Genomic DNA, 14,679 nt, shown 5'->3' with positions numbered 1-14,679 from the left:
CTCAGCGCACGAGCGGACGTGACTGCCCGACCTGGTGCAGCGAGGCGGCGCGTCCTTCGACCGCCCGGTGCACGGCATCGAGGATCGCGCCGGTGAGCTCGCCGTGCGCGAGCGGGCGGGTGTCGTCGAGCTCGGAGAGCGCGCCGACCATGATCAGCTGGGTGGGGTGCGCGGCGAGTACCGGTTCCGGCTCCACCGGCGGCCCGCCGGCCCCACGCACCTCGACGACCGGTGCGCCCGGCGCGAGCAGCCACTCGCACGCGCCGAGCACCGCGCGCCGGTACTGCTCGTGCACCCAGGCCACCATGAGGTCGGCCGGGCCGCCGAGCGCGGCCCCGGCCTTCGTGGACAGCTCCCGCGGCCGGTCCCAGTGCGCCTCGACCCACAGCGCGCGACCCGCCTTGCGGCCCCCGGTGCCGTTGGGCCGGTGCCCGCGCGGGCGCAGCGCCTTCAGCGCGGCGATGCCCTGCTTGGGTTCCGGCACCGCGATCGGGCTGTAGCGACGGCACGGCAGGACCACGTGCCAGCCGTCCCGGACCAGCGCCTCCGCAGGTCCGGACAGCATGCCGGTGCCTCCCAGGATCAGCGCTCTCCGGCCCGTCATGACGCCACGCTACCGCCGCATCAGTCCGGTCGCAGGGCGCCAACCGGGCCTTTTTCTGTTGGAAACACGCTGTTCACGCCCCTTCAGCCCCAGTCCTTGCTCTCGTCGAGGTCGTGCCGCTCGGTGAGGCTGAACCAGTTGCCCGAGTCGTCCCGGAACACCGCCTCGATCCCGTACGGCCGCTCCGCCGGCTCCTGCAGGAAGGTCACGCCGCGGGCCGAGAGCTCCTCGTAGGTCTTGCGGCAGTCGTCGGTGGCCCACACGCCCGAGCCCACCGCGCCCTTGGCGACCAGCTCGCGCACCACCTTTTCGGTCTCCGGGTCGTGCTGCGGCGGGCCGGGACGCATCAGGATGAACTCGAAGTCCGGCTGGTCCGGCGGCCCCACGGTCAGCCACCGGAAGTCGCCGACCCGCATGTCGTTGCGGACCTCGAAACCCAGCTTCCCGGTGTAGAACTCCTTCGCCGAGTCCTGGTCCAGCACGTAGATGCTCGCGTGCGACAACCTTTTGATCATCACTTGCTCCCTCGTCGGTGGTCCCCCGACCGTAATCGGCGCGGCACCGCGAGGGCTTATCCGAAAGTGCTGGGCCTGGTCCACATCATGACGTAGCAGCCGGGGATCGCGGGCGGGCCGGTGCGGGCGCGGTACTGCGACGGGGACTGCCCGGTCAGCTCGGTGAAGCGGCGGCTGAACGTGCCGAGGCTGGTGAACCCGACGGCCAGGCAGACCTCGGTGACCGTGAGGTTGGCCGAGCGCAGCAGGTCCTGGGCGCGCTCGATCCGCCGCCGCGTCAGGTACGCCTTCGGCGTCTCGCCGTAGGCCGCCGCGAACGAGCGGATGAAGTGATACCGCGACCAGCCGGCGACGGCGGCGAGCCGCTCGACGTCCAGCGCCTCCGCGTAGTGCGCGTCCATCCAGTCCTTCGCACGGCGCAGGTGCGCGACCGCGGGCTGGCGCCCGGTGCGCGACGGCACCGCCGGGGCACGCCGCGAGCGCGTCCCGGCGGCCGTCGCGTCCGTCATCAGTGGGCCGCGTCGTTCCAGGAGCGGCCGAACCCGACCGACACCTCCAGCGGCACCGCCAGCTCGCACGCCGCGCCCATCTGCTTGCGCACCAAGGCCTCCACCTCGGCGTGCTCGCCGTCGGCGACCTCGAGCACGAGCTCGTCGTGCACCTGCAGCAGCAGCCGGCTGCCCAGCTCCGACTCCTTGAGCGCGCGCTGCACACCCAGCATCGCGACCTTGATGATGTCCGCGGCGCTGCCCTGGATCGGCGCGTTGAGCGCCATCCGCTCGGCCATCTCGCGGCGCTGGCGGTTGTCGCTGTTGAGGTCGGGCAGGTACCGGCGGCGACCGAAGATCGTCTCGGTGTAGCCGACCTTGCCCGCCTCGGCGACGATGTTCTGCAGGTAGTCCCGCACTCCGCCGAACCGCTCGAAGTAGTCGTCCATCAGCCCGCGCGCCTCTTCGGTGGTGATGCGCAGCTGGTTCGACAGCCCGTACGCGGACAGCCCGTAGGCGAGGCCGTAGTTCATCGCCTTGATCTTGGCCCGCTGCCCGCCGGTGACGTCCGCGGGATCGCAGGCGAACACCTTGGCCGCGGTGGCGGCGTGGAAGTCGAACCCCGACTGGAACGCCTCGATGAGCGCGGCGTCCTCCGACAGGTGCGCCATGATCCGCATCTCGATCTGGCTGTAGTCCGCGGTCATCAGCTCGGTGTAGCCGCTGCCGACCACGAACGCGTCCCGGATGCGGCGGCCCTCTTCGGTGCGGATCGGGATGTTCTGCAGGTTCGGGTCCACAGAGGACAGTCGCCCGGTGGCCGCGATGGTCTGGTGCAGCGTGGTGTGGATGCGCCCGTCGTCGGCGATCGACTTGATCAGGCCCTCGACGGTGACCCGCAGCCGGGTCGCGTCGCGGTGCTCGAGCAGGTGCTGCAGGAACGGGTGCTCGGTCTTCTCGAACAGCGTCTGCAACGCGTCGGCGTCGGTGGTGTAGCCGGTCTTGGTGCGCTTGGTCTTCGGCATCTGCAGCTCGTCGAACAGCACGACCTGCAGCTGCTTGGGCGAGCCGAGGTTGATCTGCTTGCCGATCACCCGGAACGCGTCGGCCTCGGCCTGGCGCACCCGGCTCGCGTAGTGTGCCTCCAGGTCGGTCAGCTGCTCGACGTCCACCGCGACCCCGGCGGCCTCCAGCTCGGTGATGACCTCCAGCAGCGGCAGCTCCATCTCCTGCAGCAGCTTCGCGCCGCCGATCTGGTCCAGCTCCCCCAGCAGCGCGTCGGCCAGCTCGGCGACCGCGCGGGCCCGGACCAGCTCGCCCTGCACGAGCTTCTGGTCGCCGTCGTCGGAGTCCAGCAGCGACAGCTGCCCGTCGCTCTCGCCGGTCTCGGACCGCAGCTCGCGCTTGAGGTAGCGCAGCACCAGGTCGTCCAGCTCGAACGAGCGCTGCCCGGGACGGGCGAGGTACGCGGCCAGCTCGGTGTCCAGGTGCAGCCCGGCGAAGGTCCAGCCGCGCGCGAGCATCGCGTGCAGCGGCACCTTCAGCGAGTGCCCCGCCTTGCGCATCCGCGGGTCGCCCAGCCAGGCCGCGAGCGCCTTCTCGTCGGACTCGTCCAATGTGGACAGATCGACGTACGCGCCCTGGCCGTCCGGCGCTGCGAACGCGAGGGACTGCGCGTCCGCGGCCACGGAGGCGCCGGTGGTGCGGAAGGACAGCCCGACCGGCTTGCCTGCCTCGGTGTGCTCGGCGAGCCACGCGGCGAGCCCGCCGGTGGGCAGCGCGGCGCCGCTGACCTCGAAGCCCTGGTCCGCCTCGGGCTCGGCGCTCTGCAGTGTCGCGAACAGCCGGTCCCGCAGGACGCGGAACTCCAGCTCGTCGAACAGCCGGTGCACGGCGTCGCGGTCCCACGGGCGCAGCCCGAGGTCGTCCGGGGTGGCGTCCAGCGGCACGTCGCGCACCAGCTCGGTGAGCTGCCGGTTGAGCATCACGGCGTCGAGGTGGGCGCGCAGCGCGTCCCCGACCTTGCCCTTCACCTCGTCGACGCGGTCGATGAGGGTGTTGAGCGAGCCGAACTGCTGAATCCACTTGGTGGCGGTCTTCTCCCCCACGCCGGGAATGCCGGGCAGGTTGTCCGACGGGTCGCCGCGCAGCGCGGCGAAGTCCGGGTACTGCTCGGGCGTCAGGCCGTACTTGCCGTTGACGCCCGCCGGGTCGTAGCGGACCAGGTCGGAGACGCCCTTACGCGGGTAGAGCACCGTGACCGACTCGTTGACCAGCTGCAGCGCATCCCTGTCGCCGGTACAGATCAGCACGTCGTAGCCCTCGGCCACCGCCTGCGTGGTGAGCGTGGCGATCAGGTCGTCGGCCTCGAAGCCCTCCTTGGCCAGCGCCGGGATGCCGAGCACCCCCAGCACCTCCTTGACCAGGTCGACCTGGCCCTTGAAGTCGTCGGGGGTGGCGGAGCGGCCCGCCTTGTACTCGGCGTAGGTCTCCGAGCGGAACGTCTGGCGCGACACGTCGAACGCCACGGCCAGGTGCGTCGGCTGCTCGTCGCGCAACAGGTTGATCAGCATCGAGGTGAACCCGAAGACGGCGTTGGTGACCTGCCCGGTCTTCGTCCTGAAGTTCTCCGCCGGCAGGGCGAAGAAGGCCCGGTAGGCCATGGAGTGGCCGTCGATCAGCAACAGCCGCGGCCGTTCGGCCGCCGCCGTCGCTGTGGTGTTCGCTACGGATTGGTTCTGACTGGGGCTCACGGAAGCGAGTCTAGGGTGAGGGTCTGACAGTCTGGATTGAGGAGCCGTGCGTGACCGAACACCTGTCGGAGGACTTCCACGAGCAGTTCGCCGGGATCGACCCGGCCGCCGCCGGCCAGCAGCTCAACGACAAGATCGGGCTGAGCCTCCTCGAGGTGGGCGCGCAGCGAGTGGTGGGCACGATGCCGGTGGACGGCAACCGCCAGCCGTACGGGCTGCTGCACGGCGGGGCCAACGCGGTGCTGGCGGAAGCGCTCGGCTCCACGGTCGCGGCGCTCAACGCGGGCCCGGACAAGATGACCGTCGGCTTCGAGCTGTCCTGCACGCACCACCGCGGCGTCCGGGCCGGCGTCGTCACCGGCACGGCCGTCCCGCTGCACGTCGGCCGGAGCACGATCACGACCGAGATCGTGCTGACCGACGAGTCGGGCCGCCGCACCTGCACCGCCCGCCTCACCTGCATCGTCCGCGACCGCCCGGGCGCGTGAGGGCGGACGGCCCGCGCACGGCCGGCCGTCCACCCGATCAGGCGACGCCGAGGTAGGCCTCCTTGATGGAGGCGTCGGCGAGCAGCTCCCTGCCTTCACCGTGCCGGGTGATCCGGCCGGTCTCCAGCACGTACGCCCGGTGCGCACGCGAGAGTGCCTGCTGGGCGTTCTGCTCGACGAGCAGGACGGTGGTGCCCTGCTGGTTGATCTCGGTGATGATCCGGAAGATCTGCGCGATGAACTGCGGCGCGAGCCCCATCGAGGGCTCGTCGAGCAGCAGCAGCTTCGGCTTGGCCATCAGCGCCCTGCCGATCGCGAGCATCTGCTGCTCCCCGCCCGAGAGCGTCCCGCCCGGCTGGGTGCGGCGTTCGAGCAGGCGCGGGAACAGCTCGAACACCCGGTCCAGGTCCGCCCGCAGGTTCTTGCGGTCCTTGCGGGCGTAGGCGCCCATGTCCAGGTTCTCCGCCACCGTCATCCCGGGGAACACGCCCCGGCCCTCGGGGACCTGGGAGATCCCGCGCACCACGCGCAGGTCCGCCCGCAGCTTGCTGATGTCCTCGCCCGCGAAGGTGATCGATCCCGCCGACAGCGGCCGGATCCCGGAGATCGCCCGCATGGTCGTGGACTTGCCGGCACCGTTGGCGCCGATCAGCGCGACGATCTCGCCCTCGCCGACGGAGATGGACAGTTCCGACACGGCCTGGATGCGGCCGTAGTGCACGGCGACCCCGGACAGCTCAAGCAGCGTCATCTTCGGGCACCCCCAAGTAGGCGGCGATGACCGCGGGGTTCTCCCGGATCTGCGCCGGCAGTCCTTCGGCGATCTTCTTTCCGAACTCGAGCACCACGATCCGGTCGGTGACGCCCATGACCAGCCGCATGTCGTGCTCGATCAGCAGGACGGTGTAGCCGTCGGCGCGGATCTTGCGGATCAGCGCCATCAGCTCCTCCTTCTCCGCCGGGTTGAAGCCCGCGGCGGGCTCGTCCAGGCACAGCAGCTTCGGCTCGGTCGCCAGCGCGCGGGCGATCTCCAGCCGCCGCTGGTAGCCGTAGGGCAGGTTCTTCGCCTTGTCCGCCGCCCGGTCGGCGATGCCGACGAACTCCAGCAGCGCCATCGCCCTGTCCACCGCGTGCTGCTCCTCGTGGTGGTGTCGCGGCAGCCGCAGCAATGCCCCGAGCACGCTGGTCTTCGCCCGCGCGTCGGCGCCGACGACGACGTTCTCCAGCGCCGTCATCTCGGCGAAGAGCCGGATGTTCTGGAAGGTGCGGGCGATGCCCTTCTGGGTGATCCGGTGCCGCGGTGACTTGCCCAGCGGCTTGTTCTCCAGCAGCACCTGCCCCGAGGTGGGCCGGTAGACCCCGGTCATCGCGTTGAAGCAGGTGGTCTTGCCCGCGCCGTTCGGCCCGATCAGGCCGAGGATCTCGCCGCGACGGATGCCGAAGGAGACCGAGTCGAGCGCGGTCAGGCCGCCGAACTTCAGCGTGAGGTCCCGCAGTTCGAGCAGCGTCTCACCGACCTCGACGCCGACCTCCCGGTCCGACGCCACCGCCTCGGCGACCTCGGCCTCGTGCTCAGCGCGTTTCTCCGCGCTCATGTGGGCGACCTCGGCGACGATCCCGCCTTCGACGGGCGCCGGTTCGTTCGGGTTCGTCATCAGTTCCCCCCTCCGGGCTCGGTCGCGAGCGCGCTGTCACCGCTGAGCTGCTCGCCGCGGCCGATGAGTCGCTGGTAGGCCTGGCGGCCCTTGGCGAGCAGGCGCTGGCGGGCACCGAGCAGGCCCTGCGGGCGGAAGATCATCAGCACGATCAGCGCGATGCCGAAGATCAGGTAGTTGTACTGCGCGATCTGCACGAACCGCAGCGGCAGGTACGCCACCACGACGGCGCCCAGCAGCACGCCGACCTTGTTGCCCGCCCCGCCGAGCACCACGGCGGCGAGGAACAGCATCGAGGTGACCACGTCGAAGGACTGGTTGTTCACGAAGCCGACCTTGCCCGCGTACAGCGCCCCGGACAGCCCGCCGATCGCCGCGCCGATGACGAAGGCCCAGATCTTGAACTTGTAAGTCGCCACGCCCATGATCTCGGCGACGTCCTCGTCCTCGCGGATCGCGACCCACGCGCGGCCGACGCGCGAGCGCTCGAGGTTGCCGACCAGCAGCAGCACCGCCACGATGATCGTCACCGTGAGCCAGTACCACTGCGTCGCGTTCGCCAGCAGCGGCTTGCCGCCGACCGTGCCGACCGCCTGGAAGCCGATCTGGCCGCGCAGCGGGCCCACGTTGTCGGCGAGCAGCCGGATGATCTCACCGAACCCGAGCGTCACGATCGCGAGGTAGTCCCCGCGCAGCCGCAGCGTCGGCGTGCCCAGGATGATCCCGAAGATCATCGTGATCGCCATCGCCAGCGGCAGCGTCCACAGGTACGGCAGCTTGTGCAGCGACGAGTCCGGGCTGGTGAACAGCGCCGCGACGTAGGCGCCGACGGCGAAGAAGCCGACGTAGCCCAGGTCGAGCAGGCCCGCCTGGCCGACCACGACGTTGAGCCCGACGGCGACCAGCGCGTAGCGGGCCACGTCGAACATCGCGGTCGGGAAGTCGGTGCCCGTGGTCGCGATGAGCGGCGGGTCGATCACCGGCAGGAAGTAGATCAGCACCAGGACGGGGATGAGGATGCCCCACTGGGCAGGGCGGGACAGACTGCTCCAGCGCTCGCGGAGGTTGTTCATACCCGTGCCTTCCCCAGCGACTCGCCCAGAATCCCGGTCGGCCGGAACATCAGCACGATCACGAGCACCACGAAGGCGACCACGTCCTTCCAGCCGCCGCCGAACAGCGACTGCCCGTAGTTCTCGACCAGGCCGAGCACCAGCCCGCCCAGCAACGCCCCGCGCAGGTTGCCGATACCGCCCAGCACCGCCGCGGCGAACGCCTTGATCCCCAGCAGGAAGCCACCGTTGTAGATGGCGCCCTGCGGGATGCGCATCATGTAGAACATCGCGGCGGCGCCGGCGAGCAGCCCGCCCACCAGGAACGTCACGATGATGACGCGCTCCTTGTTCACGCCCATCAGCGTCGCGGTGTCCGGATCCTGCGCGACGGCACGGATACCGCGGCCGAGGCGGGTCTTGTTGACGAAGTAGTCCGCCACGAACCACAGCACCACCGCGGCCACGACCAGGATGACGTGGATGTTCGTCACCGAGGCGCCGAAGAGCTTGAACAGCGGCTCCGGCTGCAGGAGCCGGATCTGCGGCTGCTGGTTCAGGCCGAAGATCAGCTTCAGGGTCTGCTGGAGCGCGAACGAGGCACCGATCGCGGTGATCAGGAAGACCAGGCGCGGCGCGTTGCGGTTGCGCAGCGGGCGGTAGGCGACGCGCTCGAGCGCCACCGCGGTCGCCCCCGACACCGCCATCGCCGCGATCCCGGCGATCGCCAGGTAGAGGATGATCTCGACCGCCGACAGGTCAGGGGTCGCGCCGGTGCGGAAGCCCAGCAGGTAGAAGGTGATCCAGGTGGCGAAGGCGCCGACCACGAACACCTCGGAGTGCGCGAAGTTGATCAGCTTGAGCACGCCGTAGACGAGCGTGTAGCCCAGCGCGATGAGGGCGTAGATGCCACCCTGCGCCAGGCCGTCGATGGTGTTGTTCCAGAACTGCGTGGCCAGCCCGTGGACGTCGAACTGGATCCAGCCCTGGGCGTGTACGAATGTTGCGGTCATCGCGGGGTTCAAGGATTCACTCTATTCCCGGGTACGGATCAGGCATGCACGCGGCGGTCGGCCGCGTGCATGCCCGTCGTCGGTCGGATGTGGCTAGCTGATCTGGCCGTTGTTCACGATCTTCCCGTTCTCCACCCGGTAGCTCCAGACGGGAGTGTCGGACAGCTCGCCCTTGTCGTTCCACTTGAACTTCTTGGTCAGGCCCTGACCGTCGTAGTTCTTGACGAAGTTGAGCAGGCCGGCCCGGTCCTTGATACCCGAGTCGATGCCCTTCAGCATGATCGTCGTGACGTCATAGCCTTCCGGCGAGTACGTGCCAGGGTCCGCGCCCTCGGTCGACTTGAAGGCGGCGGTGAAGTCCTTGAAGTTGTCCTCCGGGACGCAGGGGCAGGTGAAGTAGGCGTTGTTCGCGCCCGAACCGGCGCCCTTGACGAACTCGGGGTCCTTCACGCCGTCCGGCCCGACGAACTTCGCCGTCACGCCCTTGTCGTTGAGCTGCTGGGCGAACGGGCCCGCCTCGGGGTAGTACCCGGCGTAGAAGACCGCGTCCGGGCTCTCGGTGGCGATCTTGTTGACCACCGCGGAGAAGTCGGTCTGCCCTGTCTTCACCTTGTCCTGGCAGGTGGCCTTGGCGCCCAGCGCCTGGCTCACCTGGCTGGCCAGCCCGGTGCCGTAGTCGGAGTCGTCCTGGATGACGCAGACCTTGTTGGCCTTGAGGGTGTCGGTCAGGAACTTGGCCGCGGCCGGGCCCTGCACCGCGTCGTTGCCCATGCCCCGGAAGAAGGTCTTCCAGCCGTTGTCGGCCAGCGCCGGGTTGGTCGCCGACGGCGAGATCGTGACGAGGCCGGCCTGGTTGAACAGGTTGCCCGCGGCCTTCGACTCACCCGAGAACGGGAGGCCGACGACGCCGATGATGTCGGCCTCGCTGACGACCTGGGTCACGATGCCGGGCGCCTGGTCGGGCTTGCCCTGCGTGTCGAACTGCTTGAGGGTCACCTGGCAGTTCGGGTTGGCCTGGTTGTGCTGCTTCACGGCCAGGTCGGCGCCACGCAGGATGTTCTGCCCCAGCGCCGCGCTCGCTCCGTTGATCGTGCCCGCGTACGCCAGGGAGACGCCCGAGCAGACGGCCTTGCCGTCGCCGGCCGGGTTGGCCGCGTTGGCGGCCTGCGACGGGGCTGCGGCCGATCCGGTCGCGGTACCCGACGAGCTGCTGTTGTCCCGCGCCGCGCAAGCGCCCAGGGCGAGCGATGCCGCGGCCGCCAGCACGATGACTCCGGTGAGTCGTGCTCTTGACACTCGTTTCCTCCCAATGCCGGTCTGCCGCCCAGGTGCGCGGCTGTCCCCTTTCGCGGGAACCTGACTGGCCGCAAAACGTAGCCGCACGGCATCGGGTTGCACAGCGTCACCCGCTGTCTTGTATCCACATCGTGACGGTCGCTGCAAGAATTCATGCACGGTTTACACCCGGTTGCCGGATAGCGACAACCGGGTGATAACAACCAGTAATGAACCGCTCGTCCGAGCGGGTTAATCGACTAACGTTGGCCGATGCTCTCCACCACGGCCTCCGCGACCGCCTTCATCGTGGTGCGCCGGTCCATCGCGGTGCGCTGGATCCAGCGGAAGGCGTCGGGCTCGGTGAGGCCCTGCCTGCTCATCAGCAGGCCCTTCGCCCGGTCGATGATCTTGCGCGTCTCCAGGCGGTCGGTGAGCCCCGCGACCTCGGCCTCGAGTGCCTGCAGCTCGGAGAACCGGCTGATGGCGAGCTCGATGGCCGGGACGAGGTCCCGCTTGGCGAAGGGTTTGACCAGGTAGGCCATGGTGCCCGCGTCGCGGGCGCGTTCGACCAGGTCACGCTGGCTGAACGCGGTGAGGATGACAACGGGTGCGACCCGGTCGCCGGTGATCTTCGCGGCCGCCTCGATGCCGTCCAGCTTGGGCATCTTGACGTCCAGGATCACCAAGTCGGGCTTGAGCTCGGCGGCGAGCTTGATGGCCTCCTCGCCGTCGCCTGCCTCACCCACCACCTGGTAACCCTCTTCGCGCAACATCTCGACCAGGTCAAGCCGGATGAGTGCTTCGTCTTCGGCGACGAGCACCCGACGCTGCGGCTCGGTGGCGACACCGTTGGCCTCGGTAGCCTGTTCGGTCACCGGGGTCCTCCTGCGTGCTCGACGGAATGGGACTGCGGCGTACTGCCATAGACGAGCCTACCGGGAACGATCCAGAACCTGAGATGGCGTTCACCACGTGGTGTAAACAGCCGAACCGGTGTAAGCACCCGTTACTGAGGGCTACCCCCGCCCGTCCAGGCCCCTCCCGGTACGCGTAGAGTCTGGCGGCGCCGCCCCCGTAGCCCAACCGGCAGAGGCAACGGATTCAAAACCCGTCCAGTGTGAGTTCGAATCTCACCGGGGGCACAGCATCTGACCTCCTCTGATCGCCCCTCATCTGCAAGAACAGGGCGAGGGGCGATCTTGATTGTCCGGCAGTGTCCGGCCATCAACGGCCGTCTTCGAGCATCCGCGGTCTATTCGCGGTCCCGCTCGTCAGTGTCGACAGCCCGCTCGATGCGCTCTCGGGCGCCCGCCTCCTGGCGGCCAAATGCCCGGCCCACTCCGCGACCTGGGTGAACGGCAGGCCCGCACTGTCGAGTCCCCCGGCCAGGCTGCGGAACAACCGGCCGTCAGACGCGGTTCCGAACCGCTCCAAATGCTTGTGGAGAAGCGCAGTGAGCTGTGGCGCGCACGGGCCCGGCACATTCTCCCCTCCCCGCTGTTGAGCTGCCGCCGACCGCGCCGAGTTCCGGTGTCCGTCCGTGCCGGGGAGAGCGAGACCTCCCTTTCGCAGCATTGCCGCCTCGTCTGACCGCAAGCCTGCGTAATAAAGCACTCCGTCTAGCGGTGGCCGGCGCGTCGGCGTTGCCCGCCCACGACTTCGCGGCCGCCGTGATCCACTTCTTGTCGCCGTAGTCTTGAGCGAACGCGAACCAACTTTGTCGTTGGTGTTTTCCCTCAGGCAGGGGTAGCGCTTGCGGGCAGGTAGCACAGGTGGGGCTTCGCTCAAACCCCGCGAGTAGCAAACCGGCCACCATTAGCCGGCGTCATGAAGCTGTCAGGAACGCGTGGTTTCCCGATGAGCGACCAGCCCGTGAAGATTGAGCTTCTGCAGCGGCCACCTGGTGAACGATCACGCCCCGCGTCCCAGGGGATGCGGTGTCGTGCGACCCGGGCACAGTCAACCGCTCGGGCGGGCGACTCTTCCGAGCAGCTCCAACAACTTTGCACGCTCCGCCGCGGTGATGCCGGCCAGCATCCCTTCTGCGACTGACACCACGATCGGTGCCAGCCGTTCCACGAGTTCGCGGCCCTGATCGGTGAGGACGAGCACCTTGCGCCGCCGATCGGTGTCGTCCCTGCTGACTTCCAGCAGCCCTCGTCGGCGCAGCCGCTCGATCACCGGCGCAGCCGTCGACTTGTCGAGGCTCGAGATTTCACTCAACGTGCGTTGGTCCATCGGCCCCTGAGTGTGCAGGACGCCGAGGACGTTGAACTGTGGGCCGGTCACCTCGTCGCCCAGCTGCTCTTGCCAGCGCCGGGTGTAGACCTGGTGCAGTCGTCGGGACAAGTGCCCGAGCCCGGTTACCGCGGTCGCCACCGCCGACGGCACAGGTTCCTGTGACACCACTCTCTTCACCCTTCCACCCCTTGAAACAGGACGTGCACGGAGCATATCGTCGAAGAGAAAGGACGTACACGTCCTATATCGAGGAGGCATCAGGTGAAGCTCGTCGTAGCGATGACCGGCGCAACCGGCGCCGTGTTCGGGATCCGGCTGCTCGAGGTGCTCCGGGAGCTGGACGTGGAAACCCACCTGGTGATCAGCCGCTGGGCCAGAGCCACCATCGCGCACGAAACCCCCTACACACCACGGGAAGTCGGAAAGCTGGCGACAGCCGCGTATAACCCCGACGATCAGGGGGCCCTCATCTCCAGCGGTTCCTTCCGCACCGACGGCATGATCGTGGCGCCGTGCAGCATGAAAACGTTGGCGGGTATCCGCACCGGTTACGGCGACGGCCTGGTCGGCCGAGCCGCCGACGTCACGCTCAAAGAGCGGCGACCGCTGGTCCTGTTGGCCCGGGAGACCCCGCTGTCCCCCATTCACCTCGAAAACATGCTCGACCTGGCCCGACTGGGCGCCGTCATCTTGCCGCCAATGCCGGCGTTCTACAACGAGCCGGCCGACGTCGGCGACATCGTCGACCACATCGTCGCGCGGACCCTCGACCAGTTCGGCCTGGAGCTGCCCACCGCCCGGCGGTGGACCGGGTTCGACGCGAGAGCCCGGCTAACAGAAAGGAACTGAACCATGCCCTATCGCGATCTGCGCGAGTTTCTGTCTGTTCTGGAAGAAGAGGGACAGCTGCTCAAACACACCGACCCAGTACACCCCGAGCCAGATCTGAGCGCGGCCGCACGCGCCGTGCCGAACCTCACCGACCGCGGTCCCGCGCTGTTGTTCGACAACATCCACGGCTACCGACGCGGCCGCGTCGCATTGAACGTCGTCGGCTCGTGGCCAAACCACGCACTGATGCTGGGGATGGACAAGGACACCCCGGTGAAGGAGCAGTTCTTCGAGTTCGCCCGGCGCTGGGACGACTACCCGGTGCCCGCCGAGCGCCGCGACGACGCGCCGTGGCAGGAGCACACCATCGACGAGGGCATCGACCTGTTCCAGCTGCTCCCGCTGTTCCGGCTCAACCGCTACGACGTGGGCACCTACATCGACAAGGCCGTCGTGGTCAGCCGTGACCCCGACGACCCCGATCACTTCGGCAAGCAGAACGCCGGGATCTACCGGATCCAGGTCAAGGACAAGGCCACGCTGGGCATCCAGCCGCTGCCGACGCACGACATCGGCCTGCACCTGCGCGCCGCGGAGGAGCGCGGGGAGAACCTGCCGGTCGCGATCGCGATCGGCAACGACCCGGTGATGACCACGGTCAGTGGGATGCCGCTGACCTATGAGCAGTCCGAGTACGAGATGGCGGGCGCGATCCAGGGCGAGCCCTACCGCATCGCGAAGGCGCCGCTGACCGGGCTCGACGTGCCGTGGGGTGCGGAAGTGGTGCTGGAGGGCGAGATCCTCGCCGGTGTCCGCGAGATCGAGGGGCCGTTCGGCGAGTTCACCGGGCACTACTCGGGCGGGCGCCGTCAGCCGGTCATCAGGATCACCAAGGTCTCCCACCGCACCGACCCGATCTTCGAGCACCTGTACCTGGGCATGCCGTGGACCGAGATGGACTACACGCTCGCCCTCAACACGAGCGTGCCGCTGTACCAGCAGCTGAAGAAGGACTTCCCCGAGGTCGTCGCGGTGAACGCGATGTACACGCAGGGGCTGCTGGCGGTGGTGTCGGTCAAGCAGCGCTACGGCGGGTTCGCCAAGGCCGTGGGCATGCGGGCGATGACCACGCCGCACGGCCTGGGCTACTGCAAGGTGATGATCATGGTCGACGAGACCGTCGACCCGTTCAACCTCGCGCAGGTGATGTGGGCGATGTCGGTCAAGTTCCACCCGCAGCACGACATCGTCACCGTGCCCAACGCGTCGGTGCTACCGCTGGACCCGAGCTCGGATCCGGCGGGTATCACGCACAAGGTCGTGTTCGACGCGACCACGCCGATCGCACCGGAGACGCGCGGCCACTACTCCCAGACGGTCGATGCCCCCGCCGACACCAAGAAATGGGAAGACCTCCTCAAAGGACTGATCAAATGAGCGACCTGCCCACGACCTGCGCCCGCTGCGACAGCACCGGCACGATCCGAGTACTGACCACTTCCCCGGTCCCGGGGGCGTGGACGATGTACGCGTGTAGCACGTGCACCTACAGCTGGCGCTCCACGGAAGCCGCCTACGTGTCCGATCCAGCCACGTACCCCGCGGCGTTCAAGGTCGACCCGGCCGCGATCGCAGAGATGCCGGTCGTTCCTACGGTGCCTCCCCGTCGCGCCTGACACCGACGCGGGGCTCGGCGCGAGCCGGGCCCCGCGTCGTTTCGACTTCGGCCGAACAGCGCCCCTCCGAACGTGGACGGAGGGA

15 protein-coding genes and 1 tRNA gene are annotated in these 14,679 nt (G+C 68.7%); 5 read left to right on the top strand and 11 right to left on the bottom strand.

From position 1 onward, the window contains the following. Position 1: 1 nt before the first annotated feature. From LWP59_RS14775 to polA, 4 genes are all read right to left on the bottom strand, one after another. A complete protein-coding gene (locus LWP59_RS14775) occupies positions 2–604 on the bottom strand; it encodes a Rossmann-fold NAD(P)-binding domain-containing protein (protein ID WP_229857420.1) in 603 nt (200 codons plus the stop codon). An 83-nt stretch (positions 605–687) separates the two neighbouring features. Further along, on the bottom strand, positions 688–1,119 hold the full coding sequence (locus tag LWP59_RS14770; protein ID WP_144634506.1) for a VOC family protein: 432 nt from the start codon (positions 1,117–1,119) through the stop codon (positions 688–690). A gap of 56 nt (positions 1,120–1,175) precedes the next feature. Further along, positions 1,176–1,520 (bottom strand): helix-turn-helix domain-containing protein, encoded by a 345-nt coding sequence (locus LWP59_RS14765; protein ID WP_229857476.1) that lies wholly within the window; start codon positions 1,518–1,520, stop codon positions 1,176–1,178. A gap of 107 nt (positions 1,521–1,627) precedes the next feature. Next, on the bottom strand, positions 1,628–4,360 hold the full coding sequence (polA, locus tag LWP59_RS14760) for a DNA polymerase I (RefSeq protein ID WP_144634500.1): 2,733 nt from the start codon (positions 4,358–4,360) through the stop codon (positions 1,628–1,630). Positions 4,361–4,410: 50 nt separating this feature from the next. On the opposite strand from polA, the gene LWP59_RS14755 reads away from it, so the two are divergent. Beyond that, positions 4,411–4,848, top strand: a complete 438-nt coding sequence (locus LWP59_RS14755; protein WP_144634497.1) for a hotdog fold thioesterase — start codon at positions 4,411–4,413, stop codon at positions 4,846–4,848. A 37-nt stretch (positions 4,849–4,885) separates the two neighbouring features. Here the strand turns inward: LWP59_RS14755 and LWP59_RS14750 are convergent, their stop codons facing one another. From LWP59_RS14750 to LWP59_RS14725, 6 genes are all read right to left on the bottom strand, one after another. Then, on the bottom strand, positions 4,886–5,599 hold the full coding sequence (locus tag LWP59_RS14750; protein WP_144634494.1) for an ABC transporter ATP-binding protein: 714 nt from the start codon (positions 5,597–5,599) through the stop codon (positions 4,886–4,888). Next, a complete protein-coding gene (locus tag LWP59_RS14745) occupies positions 5,586–6,503 on the bottom strand; it encodes an ABC transporter ATP-binding protein (RefSeq protein ID WP_144634491.1) in 918 nt (305 codons plus the stop codon). Before LWP59_RS14745 ends, LWP59_RS14750 begins: the two co-directional genes overlap by 14 nt. After that, positions 6,503–7,576, bottom strand: a complete 1,074-nt coding sequence (locus LWP59_RS14740; RefSeq protein ID WP_144634488.1) for a branched-chain amino acid ABC transporter permease — start codon at positions 7,574–7,576, stop codon at positions 6,503–6,505. Before LWP59_RS14740 ends, LWP59_RS14745 begins: the two co-directional genes overlap by 1 nt. After that, positions 7,573–8,568, bottom strand: a complete 996-nt coding sequence (locus LWP59_RS14735) for a branched-chain amino acid ABC transporter permease (protein WP_144634485.1) — start codon at positions 8,566–8,568, stop codon at positions 7,573–7,575. The genes LWP59_RS14740 and LWP59_RS14735 overlap by 4 nt, the downstream gene beginning before the upstream one ends. Positions 8,569–8,661: 93 nt before the next feature. After that, the gene (locus LWP59_RS14730) at positions 8,662–9,834 is read right to left on the bottom strand and encodes a branched-chain amino acid ABC transporter substrate-binding protein (RefSeq protein ID WP_144634632.1); all 1,173 of its coding nucleotides are present in this window, start codon (positions 9,832–9,834) and stop codon (positions 8,662–8,664) included. Between the two features lie 269 nt (positions 9,835–10,103). Continuing rightward, positions 10,104–10,721 (bottom strand): ANTAR domain-containing response regulator, encoded by a 618-nt coding sequence (locus tag LWP59_RS14725; protein ID WP_144634482.1) that lies wholly within the window; start codon positions 10,719–10,721, stop codon positions 10,104–10,106. A 193-nt stretch (positions 10,722–10,914) separates the two neighbouring features. Here LWP59_RS14725 and LWP59_RS14720 point away from each other — a divergent pair. Next, a tRNA-Leu gene (locus tag LWP59_RS14720) sits at positions 10,915–10,988 on the top strand. Positions 10,989–11,805: 817 nt separating this feature from the next. On the opposite strand, the gene LWP59_RS14715 is transcribed toward LWP59_RS14720, so the two are convergent. Then, a complete protein-coding gene (locus LWP59_RS14715) occupies positions 11,806–12,255 on the bottom strand; it encodes a MarR family winged helix-turn-helix transcriptional regulator (RefSeq protein WP_222425442.1) in 450 nt (149 codons plus the stop codon). A gap of 93 nt (positions 12,256–12,348) precedes the next feature. Between LWP59_RS14715 and LWP59_RS14710 the strand changes: the two genes are divergently transcribed. Genes LWP59_RS14710 through LWP59_RS40995 form a run of 3 tightly spaced genes read left to right on the top strand, consistent with a single transcriptional unit; the run spans position 12,349 to position 14,594 of the window. Next, positions 12,349–12,936 carry a UbiX family flavin prenyltransferase gene (locus LWP59_RS14710; RefSeq protein WP_222425441.1) on the top strand — a complete coding sequence of 196 codons (588 nt, stop codon included), beginning with the start codon at positions 12,349–12,351 and terminating at the stop codon, positions 12,934–12,936. A gap of 3 nt (positions 12,937–12,939) precedes the next feature. Next, the gene (locus LWP59_RS14705) at positions 12,940–14,355 is read left to right on the top strand and encodes a non-oxidative hydroxyarylic acid decarboxylases subunit C (protein ID WP_144634477.1); all 1,416 of its coding nucleotides are present in this window, start codon (positions 12,940–12,942) and stop codon (positions 14,353–14,355) included. Further along, a complete protein-coding gene (locus tag LWP59_RS40995) occupies positions 14,322–14,594 on the top strand; it encodes a non-oxidative hydroxyarylic acid decarboxylases subunit D (RefSeq protein WP_373299421.1) in 273 nt (90 codons plus the stop codon). The genes LWP59_RS14705 and LWP59_RS40995 overlap by 34 nt, the downstream gene beginning before the upstream one ends. Positions 14,595–14,679: the final 85 nt, after the last annotated feature.

It is taken from the genome of Amycolatopsis acidiphila, assembly GCF_021391495.1.
Taxonomy (GTDB): Bacteria; Actinomycetota; Actinomycetes; order Mycobacteriales; family Pseudonocardiaceae; genus Amycolatopsis_E; species Amycolatopsis_E acidiphila.
The sequence above is the reverse complement of the archived record's forward strand: the minus strand, read 5'-3'. Positions and strand labels throughout refer to the sequence as shown.

Coding starts and splice junctions, on each gene's coding strand:
- LWP59_RS14775 (WP_229857420.1), bottom strand. CDS start 604: ATGACGGGCCGGAGAGCGCTGATCCTGGGAGGCACCGGCATGCTGTCC.
- LWP59_RS14770 (WP_144634506.1), bottom strand. CDS start 1,119: ATGATCAAAAGGTTGTCGCACGCGAGCATCTACGTGCTGGACCAGGAC.
- LWP59_RS14765 (WP_229857476.1), bottom strand. CDS start 1,520: ATGGACGCGCACTACGCGGAGGCGCTGGACGTCGAGCGGCTCGCCGCC.
- LWP59_RS14750 (WP_144634494.1), bottom strand. CDS start 5,599: ATGACGCTGCTTGAGCTGTCCGGGGTCGCCGTGCACTACGGCCGCATC.
- LWP59_RS14745 (WP_144634491.1), bottom strand. CDS start 6,503: ATGACGAACCCGAACGAACCGGCGCCCGTCGAAGGCGGGATCGTCGCC.
- LWP59_RS14740 (WP_144634488.1), bottom strand. CDS start 7,576: ATGAACAACCTCCGCGAGCGCTGGAGCAGTCTGTCCCGCCCTGCCCAG.
- LWP59_RS14735 (WP_144634485.1), bottom strand. CDS start 8,568: ATGACCGCAACATTCGTACACGCCCAGGGCTGGATCCAGTTCGACGTC.
- LWP59_RS14705 (WP_144634477.1), top strand. CDS start 12,940: ATGCCCTATCGCGATCTGCGCGAGTTTCTGTCTGTTCTGGAAGAAGAG.
- LWP59_RS40995 (WP_373299421.1), top strand. CDS start 14,322: ATGGGAAGACCTCCTCAAAGGACTGATCAAATGAGCGACCTGCCCACG.